The 21,107-nt window shown below is 63.6% G+C and carries 17 protein-coding genes and 1 pseudogene; 4 read left to right on the forward strand and 14 right to left on the reverse strand.

The window, feature by feature from the left end; genetic code table 11:
- Positions 1 to 22 precede the first annotated feature (22 nt).
- Positions 23 to 1,147 (forward strand): mandelate racemase/muconate lactonizing enzyme family protein, encoded by a 1,125-nt coding sequence (locus ACTJKX_RS34375; RefSeq protein WP_440728063.1) that lies wholly within the window; start codon positions 23 to 25, stop codon positions 1,145 to 1,147.
- 62 nt (positions 1,148 to 1,209) lie between these two features.
- Here ACTJKX_RS34375 and ACTJKX_RS34380 read toward each other — a convergent pair whose 3' ends face one another.
- From ACTJKX_RS34380 to ACTJKX_RS34400, 5 genes are all read right to left on the reverse strand, one after another.
- On the reverse strand, positions 1,210 to 3,195 hold the full coding sequence (locus ACTJKX_RS34380) for an oxidoreductase (RefSeq protein ID WP_440728064.1): 1,986 nt from the start codon (positions 3,193 to 3,195) through the stop codon (positions 1,210 to 1,212).
- Between the two features lie 85 nt (positions 3,196 to 3,280).
- Positions 3,281 to 4,321, reverse strand: coding sequence for a quaternary amine ABC transporter ATP-binding protein (locus ACTJKX_RS34385; RefSeq protein ID WP_440728065.1), 1,041 nt, complete (start codon positions 4,319 to 4,321; stop codon positions 3,281 to 3,283).
- Entirely contained in the window at positions 4,314 to 5,201 is an 888-nt protein-coding gene (locus ACTJKX_RS34390; protein WP_440728066.1) for an ABC transporter permease, read from the reverse strand. The genes ACTJKX_RS34385 and ACTJKX_RS34390 overlap by 8 nt, the downstream gene beginning before the upstream one ends.
- A gap of 93 nt (positions 5,202 to 5,294) precedes the next feature.
- Entirely contained in the window at positions 5,295 to 6,296 is a 1,002-nt protein-coding gene (locus ACTJKX_RS34395; RefSeq protein WP_440728067.1) for an ABC transporter substrate-binding protein, read from the reverse strand.
- A gap of 70 nt (positions 6,297 to 6,366) precedes the next feature.
- Positions 6,367 to 7,161, reverse strand: a complete 795-nt coding sequence (locus ACTJKX_RS34400) for a pyrroline-5-carboxylate reductase family protein (protein ID WP_440728068.1) — start codon at positions 7,159 to 7,161, stop codon at positions 6,367 to 6,369.
- 239 nt (positions 7,162 to 7,400) lie between these two features.
- On the opposite strand from ACTJKX_RS34400, the gene ACTJKX_RS34405 reads away from it, so the two are divergent.
- Both ACTJKX_RS34405 and ACTJKX_RS34410 read left to right on the forward strand, forming a co-directional pair.
- Complete coding sequence (locus tag ACTJKX_RS34405; protein ID WP_440728069.1) at positions 7,401 to 9,437, forward strand: oxidoreductase; 2,037 nt, start codon at positions 7,401 to 7,403, stop codon at positions 9,435 to 9,437.
- Between the two features lie 14 nt (positions 9,438 to 9,451).
- Positions 9,452 to 10,054: a dimethylsulfoniopropionate lyase gene (locus tag ACTJKX_RS34410; protein ID WP_440728070.1), complete on the forward strand. Its 603-nt coding sequence runs from the start codon at positions 9,452 to 9,454 to the stop codon at positions 10,052 to 10,054.
- A gap of 33 nt (positions 10,055 to 10,087) precedes the next feature.
- Here ACTJKX_RS34410 and ACTJKX_RS34415 read toward each other — a convergent pair whose 3' ends face one another.
- The 3 genes from ACTJKX_RS34415 to ACTJKX_RS34425 form a co-directional block, all read right to left on the reverse strand.
- On the reverse strand, positions 10,088 to 10,714 hold the full coding sequence (locus ACTJKX_RS34415; RefSeq protein WP_440728071.1) for a TetR/AcrR family transcriptional regulator: 627 nt from the start codon (positions 10,712 to 10,714) through the stop codon (positions 10,088 to 10,090).
- Between the two features lie 476 nt (positions 10,715 to 11,190).
- On the reverse strand, positions 11,191 to 12,270 hold the full coding sequence (locus ACTJKX_RS34420) for a 2Fe-2S iron-sulfur cluster-binding protein (RefSeq protein ID WP_440728072.1): 1,080 nt from the start codon (positions 12,268 to 12,270) through the stop codon (positions 11,191 to 11,193).
- A complete protein-coding gene (locus tag ACTJKX_RS34425) occupies positions 12,260 to 13,513 on the reverse strand; it encodes an aromatic ring-hydroxylating oxygenase subunit alpha (protein WP_367624482.1) in 1,254 nt (417 codons plus the stop codon). The genes ACTJKX_RS34420 and ACTJKX_RS34425 overlap by 11 nt, the downstream gene beginning before the upstream one ends.
- Before the next feature lie 172 nt (positions 13,514 to 13,685).
- Here ACTJKX_RS34425 and ACTJKX_RS34430 point away from each other — a divergent pair, with 172 nt between their 5' ends.
- On the forward strand, positions 13,686 to 14,606 hold the full coding sequence (locus ACTJKX_RS34430; protein WP_440728073.1) for a LysR substrate-binding domain-containing protein: 921 nt from the start codon (positions 13,686 to 13,688) through the stop codon (positions 14,604 to 14,606).
- 16 nt (positions 14,607 to 14,622) lie between these two features.
- Here the strand turns inward: ACTJKX_RS34430 and ACTJKX_RS34435 are convergent, their stop codons facing one another.
- From ACTJKX_RS34435 to ACTJKX_RS34460, 6 genes and pseudogenes are all read right to left on the reverse strand, one after another.
- Positions 14,623 to 16,083 (reverse strand): amidohydrolase family protein, encoded by a 1,461-nt coding sequence (locus ACTJKX_RS34435; RefSeq protein WP_440728074.1) that lies wholly within the window; start codon positions 16,081 to 16,083, stop codon positions 14,623 to 14,625.
- A gap of 37 nt (positions 16,084 to 16,120) precedes the next feature.
- On the reverse strand, positions 16,121 to 17,638 hold the full coding sequence (locus tag ACTJKX_RS34440; RefSeq protein ID WP_440728075.1) for an amidohydrolase family protein: 1,518 nt from the start codon (positions 17,636 to 17,638) through the stop codon (positions 16,121 to 16,123).
- A gap of 4 nt (positions 17,639 to 17,642) precedes the next feature.
- Complete coding sequence (locus ACTJKX_RS34445; RefSeq protein ID WP_394312233.1) at positions 17,643 to 18,584, reverse strand: ABC transporter permease; 942 nt, start codon at positions 18,582 to 18,584, stop codon at positions 17,643 to 17,645.
- 7 nt (positions 18,585 to 18,591) lie between these two features.
- Complete coding sequence (locus tag ACTJKX_RS34450) at positions 18,592 to 19,542, reverse strand: ABC transporter permease (protein ID WP_394312232.1); 951 nt, start codon at positions 19,540 to 19,542, stop codon at positions 18,592 to 18,594.
- 313 nt (positions 19,543 to 19,855) lie between these two features.
- Positions 19,856 to 20,686, reverse strand: a pseudogene (locus ACTJKX_RS34455) (ABC transporter substrate-binding protein); the annotation flags it as partial.
- Between the two features lie 21 nt (positions 20,687 to 20,707).
- Positions 20,708 to 21,107 (reverse strand): transposase (locus ACTJKX_RS34460; RefSeq protein WP_440725774.1); only part of this gene is annotated, 400 nt, incomplete at its 5' end.

A 21,107-nucleotide genomic window follows, 5' to 3' on the forward strand; every position in this document is an offset into this window, starting at 1 on the left:
ATATCAGGAAGGAACGAGCAATATGGTCAAGATCTCGCAGGTGCGCGTCCGGCCGCTGGTGCTGCCTCTCAAGCAGCCCTACCACTGGTCCTATGGCATCAGGGAGAATTTCTCCGTCAATCTGATCGAGATCGAGGCCGACAATGGCATGGTCGGCATCGGCGAATGCACCGTGGCACCGGACCAGGCCGGGACGGCGGCGATCCTCAGGCGCTTGACGGGCCATCTGGTCGGCCAGTCCCCCTATGACGTCGCGCCGCTGATCGCACGCATCTTCCACCAGGAATATCTCGGCCATGGCGCCAATATCATGCGTGCGGCCAACCAGATGTTCTCGGGCGTAGACATGGCGATGTGGGACCTGCAGGGCAAGCTTGCCGGCCTGCCGGTCCATCGTCTCCTTGGCGGGGCCCATCGCTCGGCCGTCGGCTATTTCTACTTCCTGCAGGGGGAGACCGCCGAAGAACTGGCACGTGACGCTGCTGCGGGCCGGGCGCGTGGGGAGCGCGTCTTTTACCTGAAGGTTGGCCGGGGCGAGAAGCTCGACCTCGAAATCACCGCGGCGGTGCGCCGCGAGATCGGCGATGCGCGCCTGCGCCTCGATGCCAATGAAGGCTGGGGCGTGCATGAGGCGATCAACATGTGCCGCAAGCTGGAGAAATTCGAGATCGAGTTTATCGAGCAGCCGACGGTAAGCTGGAGCATCCCGGCCATGGCGCAGGTGCGGGAATCCGTCGGCATCCCGATCGTCGCCGACCAGGCGGCCTTCACGCTCTACGACGTCCACGAGATCTGCCGCCAGCGCGCTGCCGACATGATCTGCATCGGGCCGCGCGAAATCGGCGGCATCCAGCCGATGCTGAAGGCGGCGGCTGTCGCCGAGGCGGCGGGGCTGAAGATCTGCATCCATAGTTCGTTCACTACCGGCATCACCACCTGTGCCGAGCACCATATCGCGCTGGCCATCCCCAATCTCGACGATGGCAATCAGATCATGTGGCAGCTGGTGCAGAAGGATATCGTGGCCTCGCCTGATCTCGACCCGAAGCAGGGCCGGATCGAGGCCCTCCAAGGGCCGGGCCTCGGCTTCGAGCTCGACGCGGATCTGATCGGGGACGGCGAGAGGCGATTTGCGCAGGCGGCGTGAAGCCGGCAGGTCGCTCGCCGGTGGAGCGCAACGGCCTTGGTGTCGTGCCTTTGTGCGCCCGGTCAAAGGCCGAGCGCGACTTTTCGGCCGTCGAAGAAGGCATAGGGGGCCTGGCGCGGCGCGGCGCAATCGCCGATCTCGACATGGGATATGCCCCGGGCCGCCAGGTCCGATGCAAGCCAGCTTGCCGGCAAGTTGGTCACAGCCAGCACCAGGCTGTCGGCTGCAATAAACGACCGTTCGCCGCTGTTATGGTCGATGATCGTGGCGCCCTGGCCATGCCATTCGGCGATGCTGACCTCGACCTGCCAGGTGACGCCGAGCTTTTTGAGGGTCCGCCGCAGGGGAACGTCGGCGGTGGTGCGCTGCAATTCCTTGCCGACAAAGGCGTCCGGCGTGAGGATGGTGACTTCGTGGCCTTCCTCAGCCAGTTTCCAGGCCGTTCCGCCGCCGCGCCAGCCCCCGCCTTCGTCGAGCAGCAGCACCCGTTTGCCGGGGCGGGCCTGTCGGCTCATGACGGCCTCGATCGAAAAGACATTGCCCTTATCGATGCCGGGCAGCGTCTCGATGGCTGGAAGGGCCTTCTGGAAGCCGGTGTCGGGCGGTAGGGAGCCGGTGGCAAGGATGACGGCGTCCGGCGCCATCACCGCCACGTCGTCGGCCTCCATATAGCAGTTCAGGCGGACATCGACGCCGAGCTTGTGCAGTTGGCGTTCATACCAGGCGAGGAGATCGAGGATCTGGGCGCGGCGGGGCTGCAGCCCGGCGAGGTGGAAATTGCCGCCCAGCCGGCTGGAGGCCTCGGCCAGCGTCACCTTGTGCCCGCGCTCGGCGGCGACGCGGGCGGCCTCCAGGCCTGCCGGTCCGCCACCGACCACCAGGACATTCCTTGGCGTGGCGGCCGGCTCGAAGCGGTCGCCGTCCCACATGAACTCCCGCCCGACGGAGGGATTGATCAGGCAGCTGATCCAATAGTCGCGCGAGCGGCGTCCCCAGCACATCTGGTTGCAGGAGATGCAGCCCCTGATGTCTTCGGCGCGATCTTCGCCGGCCTTTCGAGCCAGATGCGGGTCGGCGATCTGGCCGCGCACGATGGAGACCAGGTCGGCCGAGCCTTCACTCAGCACCGTTTCGGCATTTTCGGGCGTGCGGATATGGCTTTCGGCAATGACGACCGCATGCGTCGTCACTGCCTTGATCCTGGCGGCCAGATCTGCACCGAGCTTTTCGGGATAGAGAAAGGTCGGCATCAGCTTGTGAAAGTCGAGATAACCGCCGGAACCACAGGTGACGTAGTCGATCAGGCCTTGGCGGTCGTGAAGACCCACGATTTCGGCCAGTTCGTCGCGGCTGAGCGCGACGCTGTAGTCAGGCTCGTCGCTGATGGCCAGGCCGATGATGAAGTCTTCGCCGCATGTCTCGCGGATGCGGGTGAGGATTTCCCGCGACAGGCGCATGCGGTTCTCCAACGTGCCGCCCCATCGGTCCTGGCGGCGATTGGTCCAGGGCGTCCAGAACTGGTCGACCAGGCCGAGATAGGCGGCCCAGACCTCCACGCCATCGAAGCCTGCGGCGCGGCACCGGCGCGCGGCCTCAACGAAGCCCTCGATCGTCTCCCAGATCTCGGCCTCGCTCATCGCATGCGAGCCGTCGCTGTCATGATAGCTCGGCAGGCCTGACGGGGACCAATGCGGATGGAAGGAGTTGTCGGAATCGCCATGGGCGCCGATGTGGTAGAGCTGCTGGATGGCGACGGCACCATTGTCCTTGATGGCGCCGACGATTTTTTTGAACGGAGCGATGACGCTGTCGTCGCAGGGGCGGAAATTGCCGCGGGTGAGGATGGCGGCGGGGTGGACGGGCATCGGCTCCACTACGATCATGCCGGCACCGCCCTTGGCACGTTCGGCATAATAGGCGGCATGCCGCTCCGTCGGCAGTCCGTTCACCGCCATGTTGGCAGTGTGGGCGCCGAAAACGATCCTGTTCCTCAGCGTGCGCGTGCCGATCGTGAGGGATGAAAACAGGCGGGGGAACTGCTTGGACACCGTGGCCATCCGGCGGGTTGAGAGGGGGGCGAGGGGTAGAACGTTTGGCTCGGCCCCCCGGATTTCTTGCCTCGGCTGTCGCCCGTCAGTGCGAGGGCACGACGGCGGCAGCGAGCTGCCTGAGATTCACCACGCCGATGGGCTTGCCCGCCGGGTCGAGGACGGCGACGTCGTCATGCGGCTGGTGAGCGAGCAGCCGGATGGCGCCTTCCAGGGTGGAGCCGGACGAGACCGTCATGCCCTTTGTCTCGTAGCCCTCGGCGAGGGGGGACATGATCGCGTCCACCTGGATGACGCGGCCACGATTCACTTCCTTGACGAAGTTCTCGATGTAGTCGTCGGCCGGATTGAGCACGATGTCCTGGCTCGTGCCCTGCTGGATCACTTCCCCGTCGCGCAGGATGGCGATGCGGTCACCCAGCCGCAGCGCCTCGTCGAGATCGTGCGTGATGAACACGATCGTCTTCTTGATCTCCCGCTGCAGGTCGAGGAGCACGGATTGCATGTCCATGCGGATGAGGGGATCGAGCGCGGAAAAGGCCTCGTCCATCAGCAGGATCGGGGCGTCATTGGTAAGCGCGCGGGCGAGGCCGACGCGCTGCTGCATGCCCCCCGACAGCTGGTTGGGATAGCGGGCCTCGAAGCCACTGAGGCCGACCCGCTCGATCCAGCGCATCGCTTCCTCGACCTGCCGGGCGCGCGGCACGCCCTGCACTTCGAGGCCGTAGACCGTGTTCTCCAGGATGGTGCGGTGAGGCAGTAATGCAAATTTCTGAAAGACCATCGCCGTCTTGTGCCGGCGAAACTCGCGCAATTCGCGCTGGTTCATCTTGACGACGTCCTCGCCGCCGACCAGCACCTCGCCGTCTGTCGGATCGACGAGGCGGTTGATGTGCCGGATGAGCGTGGACTTGCCCGATCCGGAGAGGCCCATGATGACCTGGATGCCACCGGCAGGCATACTGATGTTGATGTTGCGCAGCCCGAGGACATGACGATGCCGTTCGTTGAGCTCGGCCTTGGTCGCGCCCTGCCGAACGAGCTCAACCATCGCCTTGGCATTTTGTCCGAAGATCTTGGAAAGGTTACGGATCTCGATTCCGTACTGGTTCGAGCCTTCAGCCATGGACCGTCTCCCGGTGCTTCTGGAGGCGGCGGCCATAGGCCTGGCTCACCCGGTCGAAGATGACGGCGATACCGACGATCGCCAGGCCGTTGAAGATGCCGAGGGTGAAATACTGGTTGGCGATGGCCTTCAGCACCGGCTGGCCGAGCCCTTGGACGCCGATCATCGAGGCGACGACCACCATGGCGAGCGCCATCATGATCGTCTGGTTGATGCCCGCCATGATGGTTGGCAAGGCGAGGGGAAGCTGGACGTTCTTGAGTTTCTGCCAGCCGGAAGACCCGAAGGCGTCGGCGGCCTCCAGCACATCCTTGTCGACCAGGCGAATGCCGAGATTGGTGAGGCGGATGATGGGGGGAATGGCGTAGATGACCACGGCGATCAGGCCGGGCACGCGGCCGATCCCCAGCAGCATGACCACGGGGATCAGATAGACGAAGCTCGGCATGGTCTGCATGACATCGAGCAGGGGATTGACCGTCCTCTGCAGGCGATCGTTCAGCGACATCAGAATTCCGATGGGAATGCCGATCACGATGGAGAGCACCGTTGCCACGAAGATCATCGAGATCGTGCGCATGGTGTCGTCCCACATGCCGAAATAGCCGATCGCCAGAAGCGTGAAGAGGCAGGCGAGCACCACCTTCCAGCTGCGGCTGGCGAACCAGGCGATGGCCAGGATGATCAGGGTGACGATCGGCCAGGGCGTCTGCGTCATGAAGCGCTCGGCCTGCATCAGGAAATACTGAAGCGGCGAGAAGAAGCTCTCAATGGCATCGCCATAGGTGCGGGTGAACGTGCGAAACCCCTCGTCGATCGCCTTCTTTAGATCGCGAAGGCTGTCATCGTTCATGTGGGGAAATTTGTAGAACCATTCCATCGGATAACCCCTCTTCGCCGCGATGGCGCCCTTGTTGTTTTTGCTATGGGCGTCATGAAAGCGGCGCGCCCGATACGCGCCGCCTTTTTGTTATCAGAGCGCAGCCTTGATCTTGTCCGCAGCCGCCGGCGAGACCCACTGGGTCCAGATGTCGGGATTTTCCTTCAGGAAATGCTTGGCGCCGTCCTCGCCATTGGCCTGGTTGTCGGTCATCCAGGCCATCACCTTGTTGACCGTGTCGTTGTGCCAGGCGCGCTTCTTCAGGTAGTCCATGACATCGGGAGCGACGCGTTCGGAGAACTTCTTGGCGACCAGCGTGTAGACTTTGTCGGGAACCCAGGAATTGGGCTTGGGATCGGCACAATCGGCCACGGTGTTGCAGCGCTTCCACTCCGCTTCATCGCGCGGATAGCCGGGATCGAGGCGAACCATCTCATATTTGCCGAGCAGGGCGGTCGGGGCCCAGTAATAGCCCAGCCAACCCTTCTTGCGTTCGTAGGCCTTGGCGATGGAGCCGTCGAGGCCGGCAGCCGAGCCGGTGTCGACCAGCCTGAAATTGGACTTCTCGGCATTGATGGCCTTGTAGAGCTGCGCCGTCACCACGGTGCCGCCCCAGCCCTGCGGGCCGTTGTAGATGGCACCCTTGCTGGAGTCCTCGGGGTCCGGGAAGAGTTCGGGATGCTTGAGGGCGTCGCCGATCGTCTTGATGTCGGGATGGGCATCGGCCACATATTTGGGAATCCACCAGCCCTGCACACCGCCATCGGGCAGGGAGATCGCGGCCGTGATGAGCTTGCCCTCGTCCATGCCGCGCTTGACCACGTCCGGCAGGAGATCGATCCAGGCCTCCGGCGCGATGTCGGGCTCGCCCTTCTCGGACATGGAGGTAATCGTCGGCACCGTGTCGCCCACCGTGATCTCGGCGGCGCAGCCATAGCCGTTGTTGAGGATGAACTTGTCGATGTTGGATAGCACTTCGGCGCTCTGCCAGTTCATGCTGGCAATGGACACCGAGCCGCATTCGGCCGCCTGAGCCAGCGATGTCGGCCCGGCCAGGCCGAGGGCAAGGCAACTCGTCAACAGTAGTTTCTTCACGGTCATATCCCTCTGCTTCAGGCGGCTTTGTCAGGCTGTCGGTGCGCCGCCGTCACCGTGCCCCTTGCAGCTAGGTCGACAGACCCATGCTGATGGATTTCCGGAACGCCGCGGCGAGACCCGCCCCGACGGCTTCGTCGAAGCCGTTCGCCTGCATCGCCTCGATGGCGGCGGCGGTGGTGCCTCGGTAGTCGAGAAACACCTCGACCGTGTTCGCCGGGTCATAGCCATTCTTTTCGAACAGCCGCCCCGTGCCGATAAGAAGCTGGGTCACGGCCTGCCGGGCCACTTTCGCCTCGATGCCGTGGGCGGCGGCGTGACGCGCCATCGCCGTAGCCAGCAGCGCCGGAAAGGCGGGGCCTGAGCCGGCAAGGCCGGTCAGATAGTCCAGTTCGCTCTCGCTCTCGAGTTCGGCACCGGTGCCGCAGGCCTCGAATATCCGGCCCACGAGGCGGCGCTCCTCCGCCGATACCGCCGCAGAGGCAACCCAGGGCGTGAAGGAGGCCCGTACTTCGGCCGCGGCGTTGGGTAGCGAGCGCACCACCCGGTCGGAGCCAACGCCCGCAACGAGCTGTTCCAGGCGAATGCCCGCCATGACGGAGATGATGAGTCTGCCCGCCGCCTCGATGTTCAGCGCCGGCCAGTCCACCGGGCGCACGCTGACGACAATGAGATCGACGCTGTCGGCGAGGTCCTGATTGTCCCGGGTCCAGCGTGCGCCGGGAAAGCGGGTCGGCTCGCCGCTACGGAGGGAAAGGACCAGATGCTCGGGTGAGGTGATGCCGGCATTGAGCAGGGCCTGGACGATGGCGCCGCCAAGCCAGCCATTTGCGCCGATCACGCCGATTTTCAGGGGCTCTCTCATCGTGCGTTACTCATGGAGGGTGGCGCAGAACCTGGACTGGCGATGAAACGGCCACGGTTTCTCCGGTTGGAAAGCGCTGCCGCTCATGGACGGGGACATGCTGCCATAGGTGTCCGTTTAGAAGCAATAAAAATGTACACCATTGTCAAAAAACATGACTGGTTCGTTAGCTCATGATTGACACTGGTGTACATTCTGCCTAGCATTTTCGACGCATATGCAACGCTGGACACCGAGCCATGTCGAACGATCCCCTCCTGCAACCCTTTCAGCTCAAGCATCTCACGCTGCGCAATCGCATCATCGTGACCTCGCATGAGCCGGCCTATCCCGAGGACGGCATGCCGAAGGAGCGCTATCGGGCCTATCACGTAGAGCGGGCCAAGGGCGGGGTCGCCATGACCATGACGGCGGGATCCGCCGCCATTTCGAAGGACAGCCAGCCGGTCTTCAACAATCTGCTCGCCTACAGAGACGAGATCGTCCCCTGGCTCAAGGACCTGACCGACGCCGTTCATGAGCATGGCGCAGCGGTGATGATCCAGCTCACCCATCTTGGCCGCCGCACGCGCTGGGACAAGGGCGATTGGCTGCCTGTCGTGGCACCGTCCCACCAGAGGGAAGCCTCGCATCGCGCCTTTCCCAAGAAGCTGGAAGACTGGGACATCGCGCGCATCATCAAGGATTTCGCCGACGCGGCCGAGCGCATGAAGGCCGGCGGCATGGATGGCATCGAGCTCGAGGCCTACGGCCATCTGATCGACCAGTTCTGGTCACCGCTCACCAACGAACTGGATGGCCCCTATGGCGGATCGCTCGAAAATCGCCTGCGCTTCGGCTTCGACGTATTGAAGGCTATTCGCGAACGGGTCGGGCCCGACTTCATCGTAGGCGTGCGTTACACGGCCGACGAGCAGCTGGAAGGCGGCACGACCAAGGAAGAGGGGCTGGAGATTTCACGCCGCCTCAAGGACAGCGGCCTGATCGATTTTCTCAACGTCATCCGCGGCCATATCGATACCGATGCCGGGCTGACCGATGTCATTCCGATCCAGGGCATGGCGAACTCGCCGCATCTCGATTTCGCGGGTGAGATCCGCGCTGCTACGCAGTTTCCGACCTTCCACGCCGCCAAGATTCCGGATGTCGCCACGGCACGTCACGCCATCGCCGCCGGTAAGGTCGACATGATCGGGATGACACGTGCCCACATGACGGATCCGCATCTGGTCCGCAAGATCATCGAAAAACGCGAGGACGACATCCGGCCCTGCGTCGGCGCCAATTACTGTCTCGACCGCATCTATCAGGGCGGAGCCGCCTATTGCATCCACAATCCGGCCACCGGCCGCGAGCTGACCATGCCGCATGCCCTGCAGCCGGCGGCAGTTCGCAAGACCGTCGCCATCGTCGGCGCCGGTCCGGCGGGCTTGGAGGCGGCCCGCGTCGCTGCCGAGCGGGGGCACCGGGTCGTCGTCTTCGAGGCTGCCGGCAAGCCGGGCGGGCAGGTCAGGCTCACCGCCCAGAGCCCGCGGCGCAAGGAAATGATCAGCATCATCGAGTGGCGCATGAGCCAGTGCGAGAAGCTGGGCGTGACCTTCCATTTCAACAGCTGGGCGGATGCCGACAGCATCGGGGCCGAGAAGCCGGACGTGGTGATCGTCGCCACGGGCGGGCTGCCGCATACGGAAGTGCTCTCCAAGGGCAACGAGCTCGTCGTCTCCGCCTGGGATATCATCTCCGGCGATGTCAAACCCGGTTCCAACGTGCTCATCTTCGACGATGCCGGCGACCATGCCGGCTTGCAGGCTGCCGAGATCCTGGCGCAGGCCGGGGCGAAGGTGGAGATCATGACGCCGGACCGCTCTTTCGCGCCCGAGGTCATGGCGATGAACCTCGTGCCTTATATGCGTTCCCTGCAGAAGCTGGATGTCACCTTCACCGTCACCTATCGCCTGCTTGCCGTCGAAAAGGCGGGAAACCAGCTGGTTGCCCACATCGGCAGCGACTATGGCGGCATTGTCAGGCAGCGCAGCTTCGACCAGATCGTCGTCAATCACGGCACGATCCCGCTCGATGACCTCTATTTCGAATTGAAGCCGTCCTCGAGCAATCTCGGCGAGATGTCCTACGAGCAATTGATCGCCGGCCAGCCCCAATCCGTGGTTCGCAACGGGGAGGGCCAGTTCCAGCTCTTCCGCATCGGTGATGCGGTTGCTGCTCGCAATACCCATGCGGCCATCTATGATGGCCTCAGGCTGGCCAAGGATATTTGATCGCGAGGGTTTCGATGACGCAGCGGAGCATGGTCCTTCAGAATTTCGTCGATGCAGCCCGGGAGGCTTTCGGTCAATTCGCGCAGGCCCCCGAGGCACGCCGGTCCATCGGAGAGATCTTCAGGGTGCTGGAAGAGCCAAGGGAGGCAAGAGCAGGCGCTGGCGCTCGCCTTCCGGCTTGCGAGCATCTCGATCAGGCTCTTGGGCTCGAAACAGGCCACACGACGCTCGTCAGGCTGCTGGAATGCTTCAGGGCGGTCGAGCCCGACCTCCAATGGCGCCGACGTCCGAACAATGACAGCACGGCCAGCACCAATTTCGAGGACGGGCACGCCAATGCGATGCTTCTGGGCCCCGGTGGCCTTGAGGAACGCGGGGACGTCTGGCTCGGCGTGTCGCTGATGGCGCCGAAGGTACGCTATCCCGACCATGACCATGCCCCCGAGGAGGTCTATCTGGTGTTGTCGGACGGCGAGTTCCGGCAGGGGGAGGGAGACTGGTTTTCGCCTGGGATTGGCGGCTCGTTCTACAACAGACCCGGTATCAGGCATGCGATGCGCTCGCTCGACACGCCGCTATTCGCCTTCTGGGCGTTGCAGGCGGGCAACCGGCCCTGAGGCAGCCCCGGGCTGATTGGCCCCCGAAACAAGTTATGGCTTGAAGTCATGCCTGGCGTGGAAGCGATCGAGCTCGCGCTGTTCAGGCCGGACGCCGGTGAAGATCTCGACATATTCGGGAATGCGCTTCATGCGAACGCCGACATCTTCCTGCGTCTGCATCGAGATATAGCCGATCTGGGTGAGATAGGTCGTCCGGGCCCGCACGTCGGCCGTGATGGCGGTGTAGCCGAACCGTGTGAACATCTGCGCAAGCGCTTCGAGGCGGATCTGGTCGGCAGTCCTCACTTCCGCGAGGATGTCCGAGGATTCGAGAGCCCAGCTGCGTACGGCGAATTCGAATTGGGCGTCGAACAGGGTCTTGTCGATCCAGCAATCATTGACATTGAGCATCGCCTCGGCGATCGATTCGGCATAGGCCTGCGCCTGCTTGACGAGGTTGCCGGTGTTCTTGTCGCGCCAGCGCGCGATGAGGGCGCCGAGGAGTTCCTCGCGATCCTTGAAGAACCAATAGAAGCTGGTACGCGACAGGCCGAGTTTCTTGGCCAGAGGCAGAATCTTGACCGTACTGACCCCGGATTCGAGCAGGAGTTCATAGGCCGCCTCCAGCCAGACTTCTGCCGAGCCCCGCCAGCCCGTTTCGCCCAAAACCTGCTCCATGAAACGCCCCCAATCAAACGGCAAATCGGCGATCAGGCGAAATGCACATAGATGTCGAGCATAGCGTCAATTATGTCGATTTAGTAGACATAAATGTACAGATCTGCAACCACATTCGGGCGCCTTGTCGACCCTGATAGTGCCCCATTGCCGGGACGCGGCAAACCAGGACTGCGATGGACACACATGAATGCCCTCCCGCTTCCGGATGGGAAGGTACTCAAGTCATTGTAGCATCTTGGACCGAAATCGCCTCTTCCCGGGATCGCAGGCATCCTTGGCCATGGCGCTGGCGTGTCGATCCCCGAATCGACATCTTTCTTTCAGAGGTCTTTCGGCAAGCGCGCCATTTCCAGGACTATCGATCTGGAGATCGACAGTCCAATTCGGCAACATCCTCGTATGGTCAGCACTTATGGGTAAGGATGTCTGCGATCGGCACGGCCATTGCGGTCGGTAGGATCCGCACCGGGGGGCTATCTGTCGATCACCAGGTCGCTCAGCGGCTTCGAGCAGCAAGGCAGGAAGAAGCCTGCCTCGACTTCGCGCTGGCGAATGCCGCCATTGTGCTGCATGTCGACGCTGCCGCTGACGAGCTTGGATTTGCAGGTGCCGCACAGGCCGTTGGCACAGGAGGAGGGCAGGCGGATGCCGGCCTTCTTGGCCGACGACAGCACCGTCTGCCCGTCGGCCACCTCGATGGTGCGCGACTGCTTGGCGAACTCGACCTTGAAGGCTCTCGCCTGCGGCAGGACTTCGGCTGGCGGCTCATCGACGCCGGCACCGTCGAAGCTCTCCTCGTAATAATTTTGGTCGGGGCTTCCCAATTCGGCGCTGAAGGAGCGGACAGCCTGCATGAAGGGCGCCGGGCCGCAACACATGATGACCCGATCCGCGAGATCCGGAATGGCCAGCGACAGGAATGCCTTGGATAACCGCCCGGTCAATCCCGGCCAGGATGGTTCGCCGGTGACCTGCTCGGGAAGCAGGATGAGCCGCAGGCCTTTCAAGCGGTTCGCCAGCACGCCGAGCTCGTCACGGAAGACGAGATCGCGGGGCGTCCTGGCCGCATGGACGAAGACCACGTCCGCGGCTTGCGCGGAGTCGGCAATGTCCCTGACGATCGACATCAGCGGGGTGATGCCCGAGCCACCCGACAGCAAGGCAAGCTTGGCCGGCGCTGTCGCCGGCCGCACGAAGGCGCCAAGCGGCCCCATGGCCTTGACCGTCATGCCGGCAACCAGATTGTCGTGCAGCCAGTTGGAGACGCGGCCGCCCTCGGTGCGCTTCACGGTAACGGTGATGGCCTTCCGCCTCGTCGGCGAGGACGACATGCTGTAGCAACGGCTTTCAGGTAGGCCGTCGATCTCCAGTTCCAGCGACAGATGCTGGCCTGCCTCGAAATCGAAAGCCTTGCCGTCGGGGGACAGGAAGGTGAAGCTCTTCACGTCATGCGTTTCGTCATGGACATCGACGCACAGGAGCTGGTCGAATGCTTCGGCGTGCAGGGCAACATCCATACCAGCGCCAGTCTGCAACGAGCTGTCAGTAGCCATTGGCGCGCATCCGATCGATGTACCAGGTGACGAAATTGTCGAGCTGGCCCTCGGTGAAGGGGGAGTAGGGACCGGGTTCATAGGCGGGGTCGACGACGCCCGAATAGGAACGGGCGACCAGTTGCGCGTCCTGTTCGTTGGTGGCGACCCACACGCTGGTGAGCTTGTCGAGATCGTAGTCGCGGCCCTCGACGGCGTCCTTGTGCACCAGCCACTTCGTGCGGACGAGCGTCTCGTCGGCGCTGAGGGGAATGATCATCGTGCACACGGCATGGTCGCCCATGAAATGATGCCAGCAATTATGGCCCCACAGATGAACGTCGCCGAGATCCTTGCGTGTCATCGAGCCGAGGAGCTTGGACGAGGCGGCAGTGGCGTCCGGCGTCTGGGATTCGCCGGCACCCGCGATGATGAGGCGCTGCGTACGGAAATTGGTGGCGCAGTCGACGAGTTGCTCGACGGCTGCCGAGGGATAGCCCTCGGCCTCCCAGGCCTTGGTACGCGCCTCGTAGAGGGCCTGGTGCTGCTCGGCCTCTTCCCGGTCCTCGGGGCTCAGGCTGGCCGGATCGAAGCCGAAATCGAGATCGATGAAGGAAACACAGAGCTCGGGATGATTGGACGAGCAGTGATAGCATTCCCGGTTGTTCTCGATGGTGAGCTTCCAATTGCCCTTCTCGATGATCTCGCTCTGGAAGGCGACCTTGCTGTTGGCGATATCGTAGGGTGCCAGGCGCTCCCGCATCACGGTTTCGAGCGTGCCGATGTCTTCGGGGGGATTGTCCGAGAGGCAGACATAGATCAGGCCGCCGATCGAGCGGAAATGGACTGGCTTGAGGCTCTTGCAGGTCTTGTCGAAGCCCGTGCCCATATGTGGCGCAAAGGCAAGTTCGCCATCGAGCTCATAGGTCCACTGATGATAGGGGCAGACGAGCTTGGAGACGATGGACGTGCCGCTGTCCAGCAGGCGGGCGCCGCGATGGCGGCAGACATTGTGAAGCACCCGGATCTGGCTGTCGTCGTCGCGCAGCAGGATGATGCTGGAGCTGCCGAGATCGATCACATGGGCGTCGCCCGGCTCGGGAACGTCGCATTCCAGGCCGACATAGATCCAGTGCCGGCGAAAGAACACGTCGAGATCTGCCTTGAAGACATCCTCGCGCGTGTAGAGACCGGCGGGGAGGGCATGGCCCGGCATGCGCTGGTCCAGGAGGGGCGAGATCGCAGATGAGAATGTGTTGAGCATGAGTTTTCATCACCAGATTTGGCCCTATATTGCGCGCATGAAACCGCCCTCTCAACGGCATAAATGTTTACGTTTGCCATAACTCAATGTAATGCGTATCTGCGCTGCCCTTCTATGCTGCCGTGGGCTGTGAAACGCCTTCCTGGGCAAGAGTTTCCGAGAGCTATGAGCCATGGCCAATCTGCGGCGAAAGCTTCCCCCGCTCACCGCGCTCACCGCCTTCGAGGCGGTGGCGCGCCTGGGCGGCTTCACCAGGGCGGCGGCGGAACTGGGCGTTACCCAGGCGGCAATCAGCCGCCAGATCCATCTCTTGGAGGATATGTTCGGCTTTCCCCTGTTCCGGCGCCTGCACAGACGGGTCGAATTGACGGAGAAGGGAAGGCAGCTTTCGTCCACGGCCACGACGGCTTTCAATCTCATCGCCGAGACGATCTCGGATTGGTCAAAGGAGGAAGCGGAGGACGATCTCGCCATCGCAGCGACGATCGCCTTCTCCCATTTCTGGCTTCTCCCCCGCATTTCCTCGTTCTCGAAAGCCCATCCCGCCATCAGGCTGCGCATCATCACGCAGGACAATGCCGTCAAGGTCGATGGCGAGGACGTCGACCTCGCCATCCGCTTCGGAAGCGGTTTCTGGCCGGATGGGGACGCCGAATTCCTCTTTCGCGACGAAATCTTTCCCATCTGCAGCGCAGACTATGCGCAAGAGATCGGTCAGATCGAGCATCTCGCCCAGCTCACGCGCCATCCCCTGATCACCAATGACACGGCCGATCCCACCTGGACCAATTGGACCGAGTGGTTTGCGGCGTTCTCCGTGCCGATGCCGAGCAAGGGCTCGGGCATGCATTGCAGTTTCTACACGGAAGCGATCTATGCCGCCTTGAACGGCCACGGCATCGCTCTTGGCTGGCGCCGGCTCGTCGAGGACCTGCTCGCGCAAAACCGGCTGGTCAGGCTGACGAACGAAGCGATCGTCACGCAGAATGCCTATTTCTTCATTGCGCCCCGGCGCAAGGTGAGGAAGACGGCCGTCGACCTGTTCACAGACTGGTTGAGGCAGGAAGCGAACGCTCCCCAACCGCAAAGCTAGGACCGGTTCGATCAGCTCAGGCGAATTTGAATGAAGGCTGGAAGATCTCCTCGACCGGGGGATGGCGCCAGGTGCGCAGCGGATATTTGTCGATCAGCCGCTCGAACTGGGCCTGGGCTCGCTGGCGATAGTCTTCCAGATCGATGCCCGGCAGTTGCCGGTCGCGCATCACCACCCGGCCGTTGATGATGGTGGTCTTGAAATCCCGGCCGGTGCCGCTGAGCATCATGGTCTGGATGGGGTCGATGATGGGACCGAGCTCGAAGGCCCCGAGCTCGAACAATGTCATGTCGGCCTTGGCGCCGGCGGCAAGCCGGCCGAGATCGGGACGTCCGAGGGCGTCGGCGGCCACGAGGGTGGCGGCATTGTAGAAATCGGCCGAGGAACAGGCGGCGACATCGGCGTCGGCGACCCGGCATAGGCTGATGCCGATGCGCATGTTCTCGACCATGTCGGGCGGAAAGGTGTCGGTGCCCAGGCCGATCGGAATGCCCTGGCGCTTGAGGCGTGCGAAGGATTCCATCGCGCCGCCATAGCGCGAGAGCACCAGCGGGCAATGGATCAGGGCGGCACCGGATTGCGCCAGCAGGCCGATATCGTCGCCGGTTCGCGCTACCTTGCTGTGCCCGGTCAGGTAGACCCCATGCGGCAGCAGCGAGCGCCTGGAGAGGAAGCCGAGCGAGGCCAGCCATTCCACCGGCGTCTTGTCGTGACGCTCGACGATCGTCTCGAACTCGTCCATGCCCTGGCAGCAATGCAGGCGGATCGGGCAGTCGAGCTCGTCGCGGATGCGGGCCGAGCGCAACAGCAGCTCGGGGGTGCAATTCTCGATGCGATCGGGCGCCAGCATGCCGCGGATCAGCCCGCCATGCGCGCCGTCATGGGCGCGGACATAGGCCCTGGCCGCCTCCAGCCCCTCGAGGCCGCGTTCCTCGTCCCAGAAGGTATCGAAGCTGCCGTCCTGGCGGATGACGGTGACGCCGGTCATGTAGCAGGGGCCGAGATAGGCCCGGATGCCGATCTCGGCCGCGCTGTCGGCCGAGCGGGCGAACTCGTCATAGGTCTCGGCCCATTGCCGGTAGAACATCGAGGTGATCGGTAAGGCGGTGGTGATGCCGTTGCGCACCAGCTGCGCAAAGGCATATTTCATCTTGAAGGTCTGTTCCTCGGTTGAATACATCTCGATCGGACCGGCGGCGAGATAGTCCTCCGGCCAGACGCGCCCCTTCGCCCAGTCGGGCTGGTTGTCGAAGGCGAGGATGGTGGTGTCGAGATCGCCCAGGGCGTTGAGATCGATGAAGCCCGGGCCGAGAATGGCATTGCCCCCGTCGATTTCCTCGTCGATCTCGCCCTGATAGCCGCGCCCGACGAAGACAATGGTATCACCGCGATAGACGACTTCGGCATCGACGAGCGTGCGATGCTGCTCGCCGTCGAAGCCGATCACATAGCGCGCTTTCACTCTGGTGGTGGTCATGGTTTCCGGTCCGTTCGGGATGAGATGCAAAGGAGAGTCAGGGCGTCATCGGCCCAGCCCAGCGATTGAGGCCGATCGGCGTGGCGAGCGCTTGGCGGTACATGCGCCGGTAGTGGGGTTCGAGTTCGTCGGCGGCGGATTTGCAGCGAGCCATGTAGCCGGCGAATTCGCCGGCCAGAAGTCGAGCTTCCTGCTTGAGGGCGTCCTCGTCGACGGTGAGCAGGCCGCGGTTCTCGACGACGATCCGCCCGCCCACCATCACCGTGGTGACCGAGGAGCCGTTCTCGCAATAGACGAGCTGGCGCTTGAGGTCGTTGAGGGGCGTGAAGGCGAAGCTGTCGAGGTCGAGCAGGATGATGTCGGCTTGCCAGCCCGGTGCCAGCCGCCCGGTCGGGCGGGGCAGGCGCATGGCCCTGGCGCCGGCCGAGGTCAACGCCGTCAGGATCTCCAGGGGCAGGGGCCAGCGGTCGAAATCGGGGTCGGCGACATTGTGGACCAGGCCGGCGACCTTGCCGACGGTCCACAAATTGACGCCGTCATCGGTGGCCGCCTCGTCATTGCCGAGGCAGACATTGATGCCGCGCTGGCGCAGGCGCCGGAACGGCATGATGCCGCTGCCGATCTTGAGGTTCGACACCGGATTATGGGCGATCGAGCAGCCGGAATCGGCCAGGAGCGCCAGATCGTCCTCGTCGATCCAGATGGCATGGATGACCATGGCCTGCTCGTTGAGCACGCCGCTCTCATGGGCATAGCGGATCAGCGACTTGCCGTAATTGACCTCGCCGAGCACGCGCTGCAGGCGCGTTTCCAGGATGTGCATGTTGTAGGGCAGGTCGCGTTCGCGGGCGAGGGCGCCGAGCGCCTTGAAATAGGAAGGCGTGACGCGCTGGGGCGCCGAACAGGAGACGGCGCAGCGCAGCCGCCCCCCGGCGCGCCCATGCCAGCGTTCGAGGAAGCCCTTGTAATGCGCGAGCAGCTCGCCGTCCGACATCAGGGGCACCGCTTCCATGCGCTGGCGCAGGCGGGGCGGCAGCAGATCCTTCAGGAAGGGGTATTTGGCGTGCTCGACCACATTGGGCTGGTCGAGCGTCACCGTGGCCCTGATGCCGGCATCCTCATAGGCCTGCATGACATTGTCGACTTCCGTCTGCGTGACCACGGGCACGAAGAAGCAGTCGTCATGCACGGAGGTCACGCCCTGGCGCAGCATCTCCATGGCGCCGAGCATGGTGCGCACATAGGCAAAGCGTGCGGAGACGACCTCGCGCATCAAGGGCGGCACTTCGTAGAGCATGAACAGCTCGAGCGGCCAATTGTCGAGCGCGCCCTTCATGAAGTTGGCGGGCGAATGGAAATGGCCGTTGACCAGGCCCGGCATGGCGAGCTTGCCGGCGGCCTCGATCACCCGCACCCCGTCGGTGGTGACCTCAGCCGTGAGATCCGGGGCGACCGCCTCGATGGTGTCGCCGCGGATGAGGATGTCGGCCCTCAAATGCTCGCCATCGGCTTCGTCGAGCGTGAGAACGCGCGCATCCTTGATCAAGGTCAGCATGGCCTCAACGCTCCTTGTCCGCGCCATCGGCTGGGGCGGCCCGGTGCTTGACCAGCTGCAGGCGCGTCTTGGGATCGAGCGAGTCGCGCAGGGAATCGCCGAGCAGGTTGAAGGCCATCACCAGGATGGTGATGGCGAGGCCCGGGATGGCGGCGATATGCGGCGCCACGAACACGAAGCTGCGGCCTTCGCTGGTCATGATGCCCCATTCGGCGATCGGGGGCTGCACGCCGAGGCCGAGGAAGCTCAGGCCCGCGGCGGTGATCACCACGGCGCCGACGATGGTGCAGCTATAGACGACGGAGGCTGCCACCACGTTCGGCAGCATTTCCACGAACAGGATCTTGAGATCGGGTGTCGCCATGGCACGCGAAGCCTCGACATAGGCAAGGTCTCGCTCCTGGCGGGCCGCGGCATAGACGACGCGGGTGTTGTAAGGCACCAGGGTCACCACCAGGGCGATCATCATGTTGACCAGGCCCGGGCCCATCAGGGCCGCCAGCATGATGGCGAGCAGCGCCATCGGGAAGGCGAACAGCACGTCCATCAGGCGCATGATCACTTCGCCGAGCCGGGGATACCAGGCGCCGATGAGGCCGAGCGGGATCGAGATGGCCGCCCCCAGGAACACCGGGATGACACCCGAGATCAAGGTGAGGCGCGCGCCATAGATCAGGCGCGAGAGGATGTCTCGGCCCTGCTGGTCGAGCCCCAGCAGATGGCCCGACGTGCCAGGGGGCTTCAGCCGCAGGGCCGGATTGGCCTCGTTGGGCGGGAAGGGCGCGAGAAGAGGCGCGAAGATCGCCAGGAGCACCAGCAGGATGATGATGCCGGCGGCGATACGGGCGACGGGATCGCCGAGCACGCCGCGCCAGACGAAATAGAGATTGCCGCGGCGCTGCGGCGAGAGCTTGCTGGCCGGAGCCAGGGAAGGGACCGCGGTCATGGCAGCCTCACCGTTGCTTGGGATCGAGGGCGTGGACGACGACGTCCGAGACCAGATTGCCGAGGACGAAGACGATGGCGACGGCGAGCACGCAGCCCTGGATCACCGGCACGTCGCGCTGCATGATGGCGTCGAACAGGAGTTGGCCGACTCCGGGCCAGTTGAAGATGATCTCGGTGAAGATGACGCCGCCGAACAGATAGCCGATCTGCAGGCCGCCGATGCTGGCGAAGGTCGGCAACGTGTTGCGCACGCCGTGGCGCAGCACGATCTGCCGGCGGCTGAGGCCGCGGGCGCGGGCGGCCAGGATATAGGGCTGGCCGAGGACGTCGAGCATGCGCGAACGGGTGACGCGGGTGACGACGGCGATGGAGGAGGCCGCGGTAGCGATTGCCGGCAGCACCATATGATGGAGCAGTTGCCCGAGGCCGCCGGGATCGATCATGTTGTACATGCCGGAGATCGGGAAGAGCTTCCATTTGAAGCCGAAGAAATAGAGCAGCACGATGCCGAGCCAGAACACCGGCAGCGAGGCCAGCACCAAAGTGAGGGCTACCACCGACTTGTCCGTCGGGCTGCGGAAGCGCGGGGCCGAGATCACACTGAGCCCGAAACCGCAGGCCAGCACGATCACGAGGCTGCCGGCCATCAGGATGAGCGAGTTGAGGATCTTGGGCAGCAGGATCTGCACCACCGGCAATTGCTGCGAGACGGAATTGCCGATGTCGCCATGCAGGAGGTGCCACAGCCAGCGCAGATATTGCAGGATCAGCGGCTGGTCGAGGCCGAGGCGCTGGCGCAGGGCTTCGAGCTGCGCTTCGGTGGCCATGCGCCCGAGCAGCGTCAGGGCGATGTCGCCGGGAATGAGCTGGAGCGACAGGAACACCACCAGCGTCACGCCGAGCAGCACCGGGATGGCATAGAGCAGCCGGTTGCCGGCAAAGGCGAAGATGGACATGGCAAAGCCCTTCATTGGCACATCTGGCCGTCCCCACCGAGCCTTCAGATTCACGCATCTCGACCCCGGACGGATGGAGCGCGGAGATCCTTCCCCGACTTCGGGGAAGGTGCCGGTGTGCAGCACCGGCGGATGGGGGAGAGTGGCGCGACATGGACCAATTGGCAGTCCTGAGCGCCACGCTACCCCACCCGAGCCGGCTTTGCCGGCCCACCCTCCCCGAAGCCGGGGAGGGATCGTTGCGCTTTGCCCGTCTCGGCGTCGATGCGCGAACACCGAAATCTCGGCGGCGGCGACTGGACGAAGGTTGTTGCTACTGCTTGGTGATGCCGGTGAGGTCGAACCAATGCTGCGGCGCCAGCACGAAGCCCTTCACCTCGGGCCTTGCCGCATAGATGGAGTCGGCCGTGTAATAGGAGGTGAAGGCCATGTCGGTGGCGATGGCGTCGCGCACCTCATGCAGCTTCTTGTCCATGGCCTCGGCCGAGGCGGACCCGCGTGCTTCCGACAGCAGCGTGTCGATCTTGGGATTGTTGTAATAGCCCGAATTGCAGCAATTGGGCGGAAGGGCGGTGGTAGCAACCATCTGGTCGAGCCAGGCGAAGGTGCTCTCGCCCCAGGAGGCCGAGGTCAGGCCGGTGCCTTCGCGCATGCCCTTCGACATCATCTCCCAGAAAGTGTTGTTGTCGAACATCTCGATGCTGGCCTTGATGCCGACCTTCTCGAAGTCGCGCTGCAGCCATTCGGCGTCACCCTTGGTGTTGACGTCGGCGCCGGCGCCGAAGGTCCAGTCCATCCTTGTGGTGAAGCCGTTGGGGTAACCGGCCTCGGCCAGCAGCTTCTTGGCGCCTTCGGGATCGTAGTTGCAGTCCTTGTAGCCGGGATCGAAGCCCGGACCGCCGGGATTGAGCACGCCGTAGGCCGGGCGCGCCAGGCCCTTGCGCTGGTACTTTGCCATGTCGTCGCGGTTGATCGCCATGCAGGCGGCCTTGCGCACGCGGACATCCTTGAAATGCTCGTCCTTGTGGTTGAGCCAGAGCACATAGATCATCGGGCTCTGGCCCGAGATGATCTGGATGCCCTGCTGCTTGAGGAAATCGAGGGAATCGGGGGAAGGCGTGCCGATCACGTCCACCTCGCCGCCGACTAGAGCATCGTGCCGATATTATGAAGCATATCCTGCATCCTTGAAGTAGTTTTGACATTCGCGTGGCTCGAAGAGTTTGCAGATGTCGTGGAGGGCTTTGAACAGGGTATCGAAGGTTCGAGCTGCGGCTTTTCGCAAATGCGCCTTGAGCTTGGAGAAGGCCATTTCGATGGGGTTCAGGTCTGGCGAGTACTGCGGCAGGAACAGCATCCAGGCCCCGCGCGCCCGGATAAGGGCTTCGGCCTTTGCACTTTTGTGGACACTGAGATTGTCGAGGATAACGATGTCGCCAGGCCGCAAGGTCGGCGCCAGCTGGGTTTCGACATAGACATTGAAGGCGGCACGATCCATCGCGCCCTTGATCACCCAAGGAGCGCTCAGCCCTTGGTGACGCAGGCCCGCGATCAGGGTCTGGGTC

Origin of the sequence: Labrys sp. 22185, from assembly GCF_052045555.1 — a bacterium.
Taxonomy (GTDB): Bacteria; Pseudomonadota; Alphaproteobacteria; order Rhizobiales; family Labraceae; genus Labrys; species Labrys neptuniae.

Bases quoted from the DNA above. Each gene is read 5' to 3' on its own strand.
- ACTJKX_RS34400 (WP_440728068.1), bottom strand. From the start codon at position 7,161: ATGAGAGAGCCCCTGAAAATCGGCGTGATCGGCGCAAATGGCTGGCTT.
- ACTJKX_RS34375 (WP_440728063.1), top strand. From the start codon at position 23: ATGGTCAAGATCTCGCAGGTGCGCGTCCGGCCGCTGGTGCTGCCTCTC.
- ACTJKX_RS34440 (WP_440728075.1), bottom strand. From the start codon at position 17,638: ATGCTGACCTTGATCAAGGATGCGCGCGTTCTCACGCTCGACGAAGCC.
- ACTJKX_RS34445 (WP_394312233.1), bottom strand. From the start codon at position 18,584: ATGACCGCGGTCCCTTCCCTGGCTCCGGCCAGCAAGCTCTCGCCGCAG.
- ACTJKX_RS34450 (WP_394312232.1), bottom strand. From the start codon at position 19,542: ATGTCCATCTTCGCCTTTGCCGGCAACCGGCTGCTCTATGCCATCCCG.
- ACTJKX_RS34410 (WP_440728070.1), top strand. From the start codon at position 9,452: ATGACGCAGCGGAGCATGGTCCTTCAGAATTTCGTCGATGCAGCCCGG.
- ACTJKX_RS34385 (WP_440728065.1), bottom strand. From the start codon at position 4,321: ATGGCTGAAGGCTCGAACCAGTACGGAATCGAGATCCGTAACCTTTCC.
- ACTJKX_RS34390 (WP_440728066.1), bottom strand. From the start codon at position 5,201: ATGGAATGGTTCTACAAATTTCCCCACATGAACGATGACAGCCTTCGC.
- ACTJKX_RS34405 (WP_440728069.1), top strand. From the start codon at position 7,401: ATGTCGAACGATCCCCTCCTGCAACCCTTTCAGCTCAAGCATCTCACG.
- ACTJKX_RS34435 (WP_440728074.1), bottom strand. From the start codon at position 16,083: ATGACCACCACCAGAGTGAAAGCGCGCTATGTGATCGGCTTCGACGGC.
- ACTJKX_RS34420 (WP_440728072.1), bottom strand. From the start codon at position 12,270: ATGGCTACTGACAGCTCGTTGCAGACTGGCGCTGGTATGGATGTTGCC.
- ACTJKX_RS34415 (WP_440728071.1), bottom strand. From the start codon at position 10,714: ATGGAGCAGGTTTTGGGCGAAACGGGCTGGCGGGGCTCGGCAGAAGTC.
- ACTJKX_RS34425 (WP_367624482.1), bottom strand. From the start codon at position 13,513: ATGCTCAACACATTCTCATCTGCGATCTCGCCCCTCCTGGACCAGCGC.
- ACTJKX_RS34430 (WP_440728073.1), top strand. From the start codon at position 13,686: ATGGCCAATCTGCGGCGAAAGCTTCCCCCGCTCACCGCGCTCACCGCC.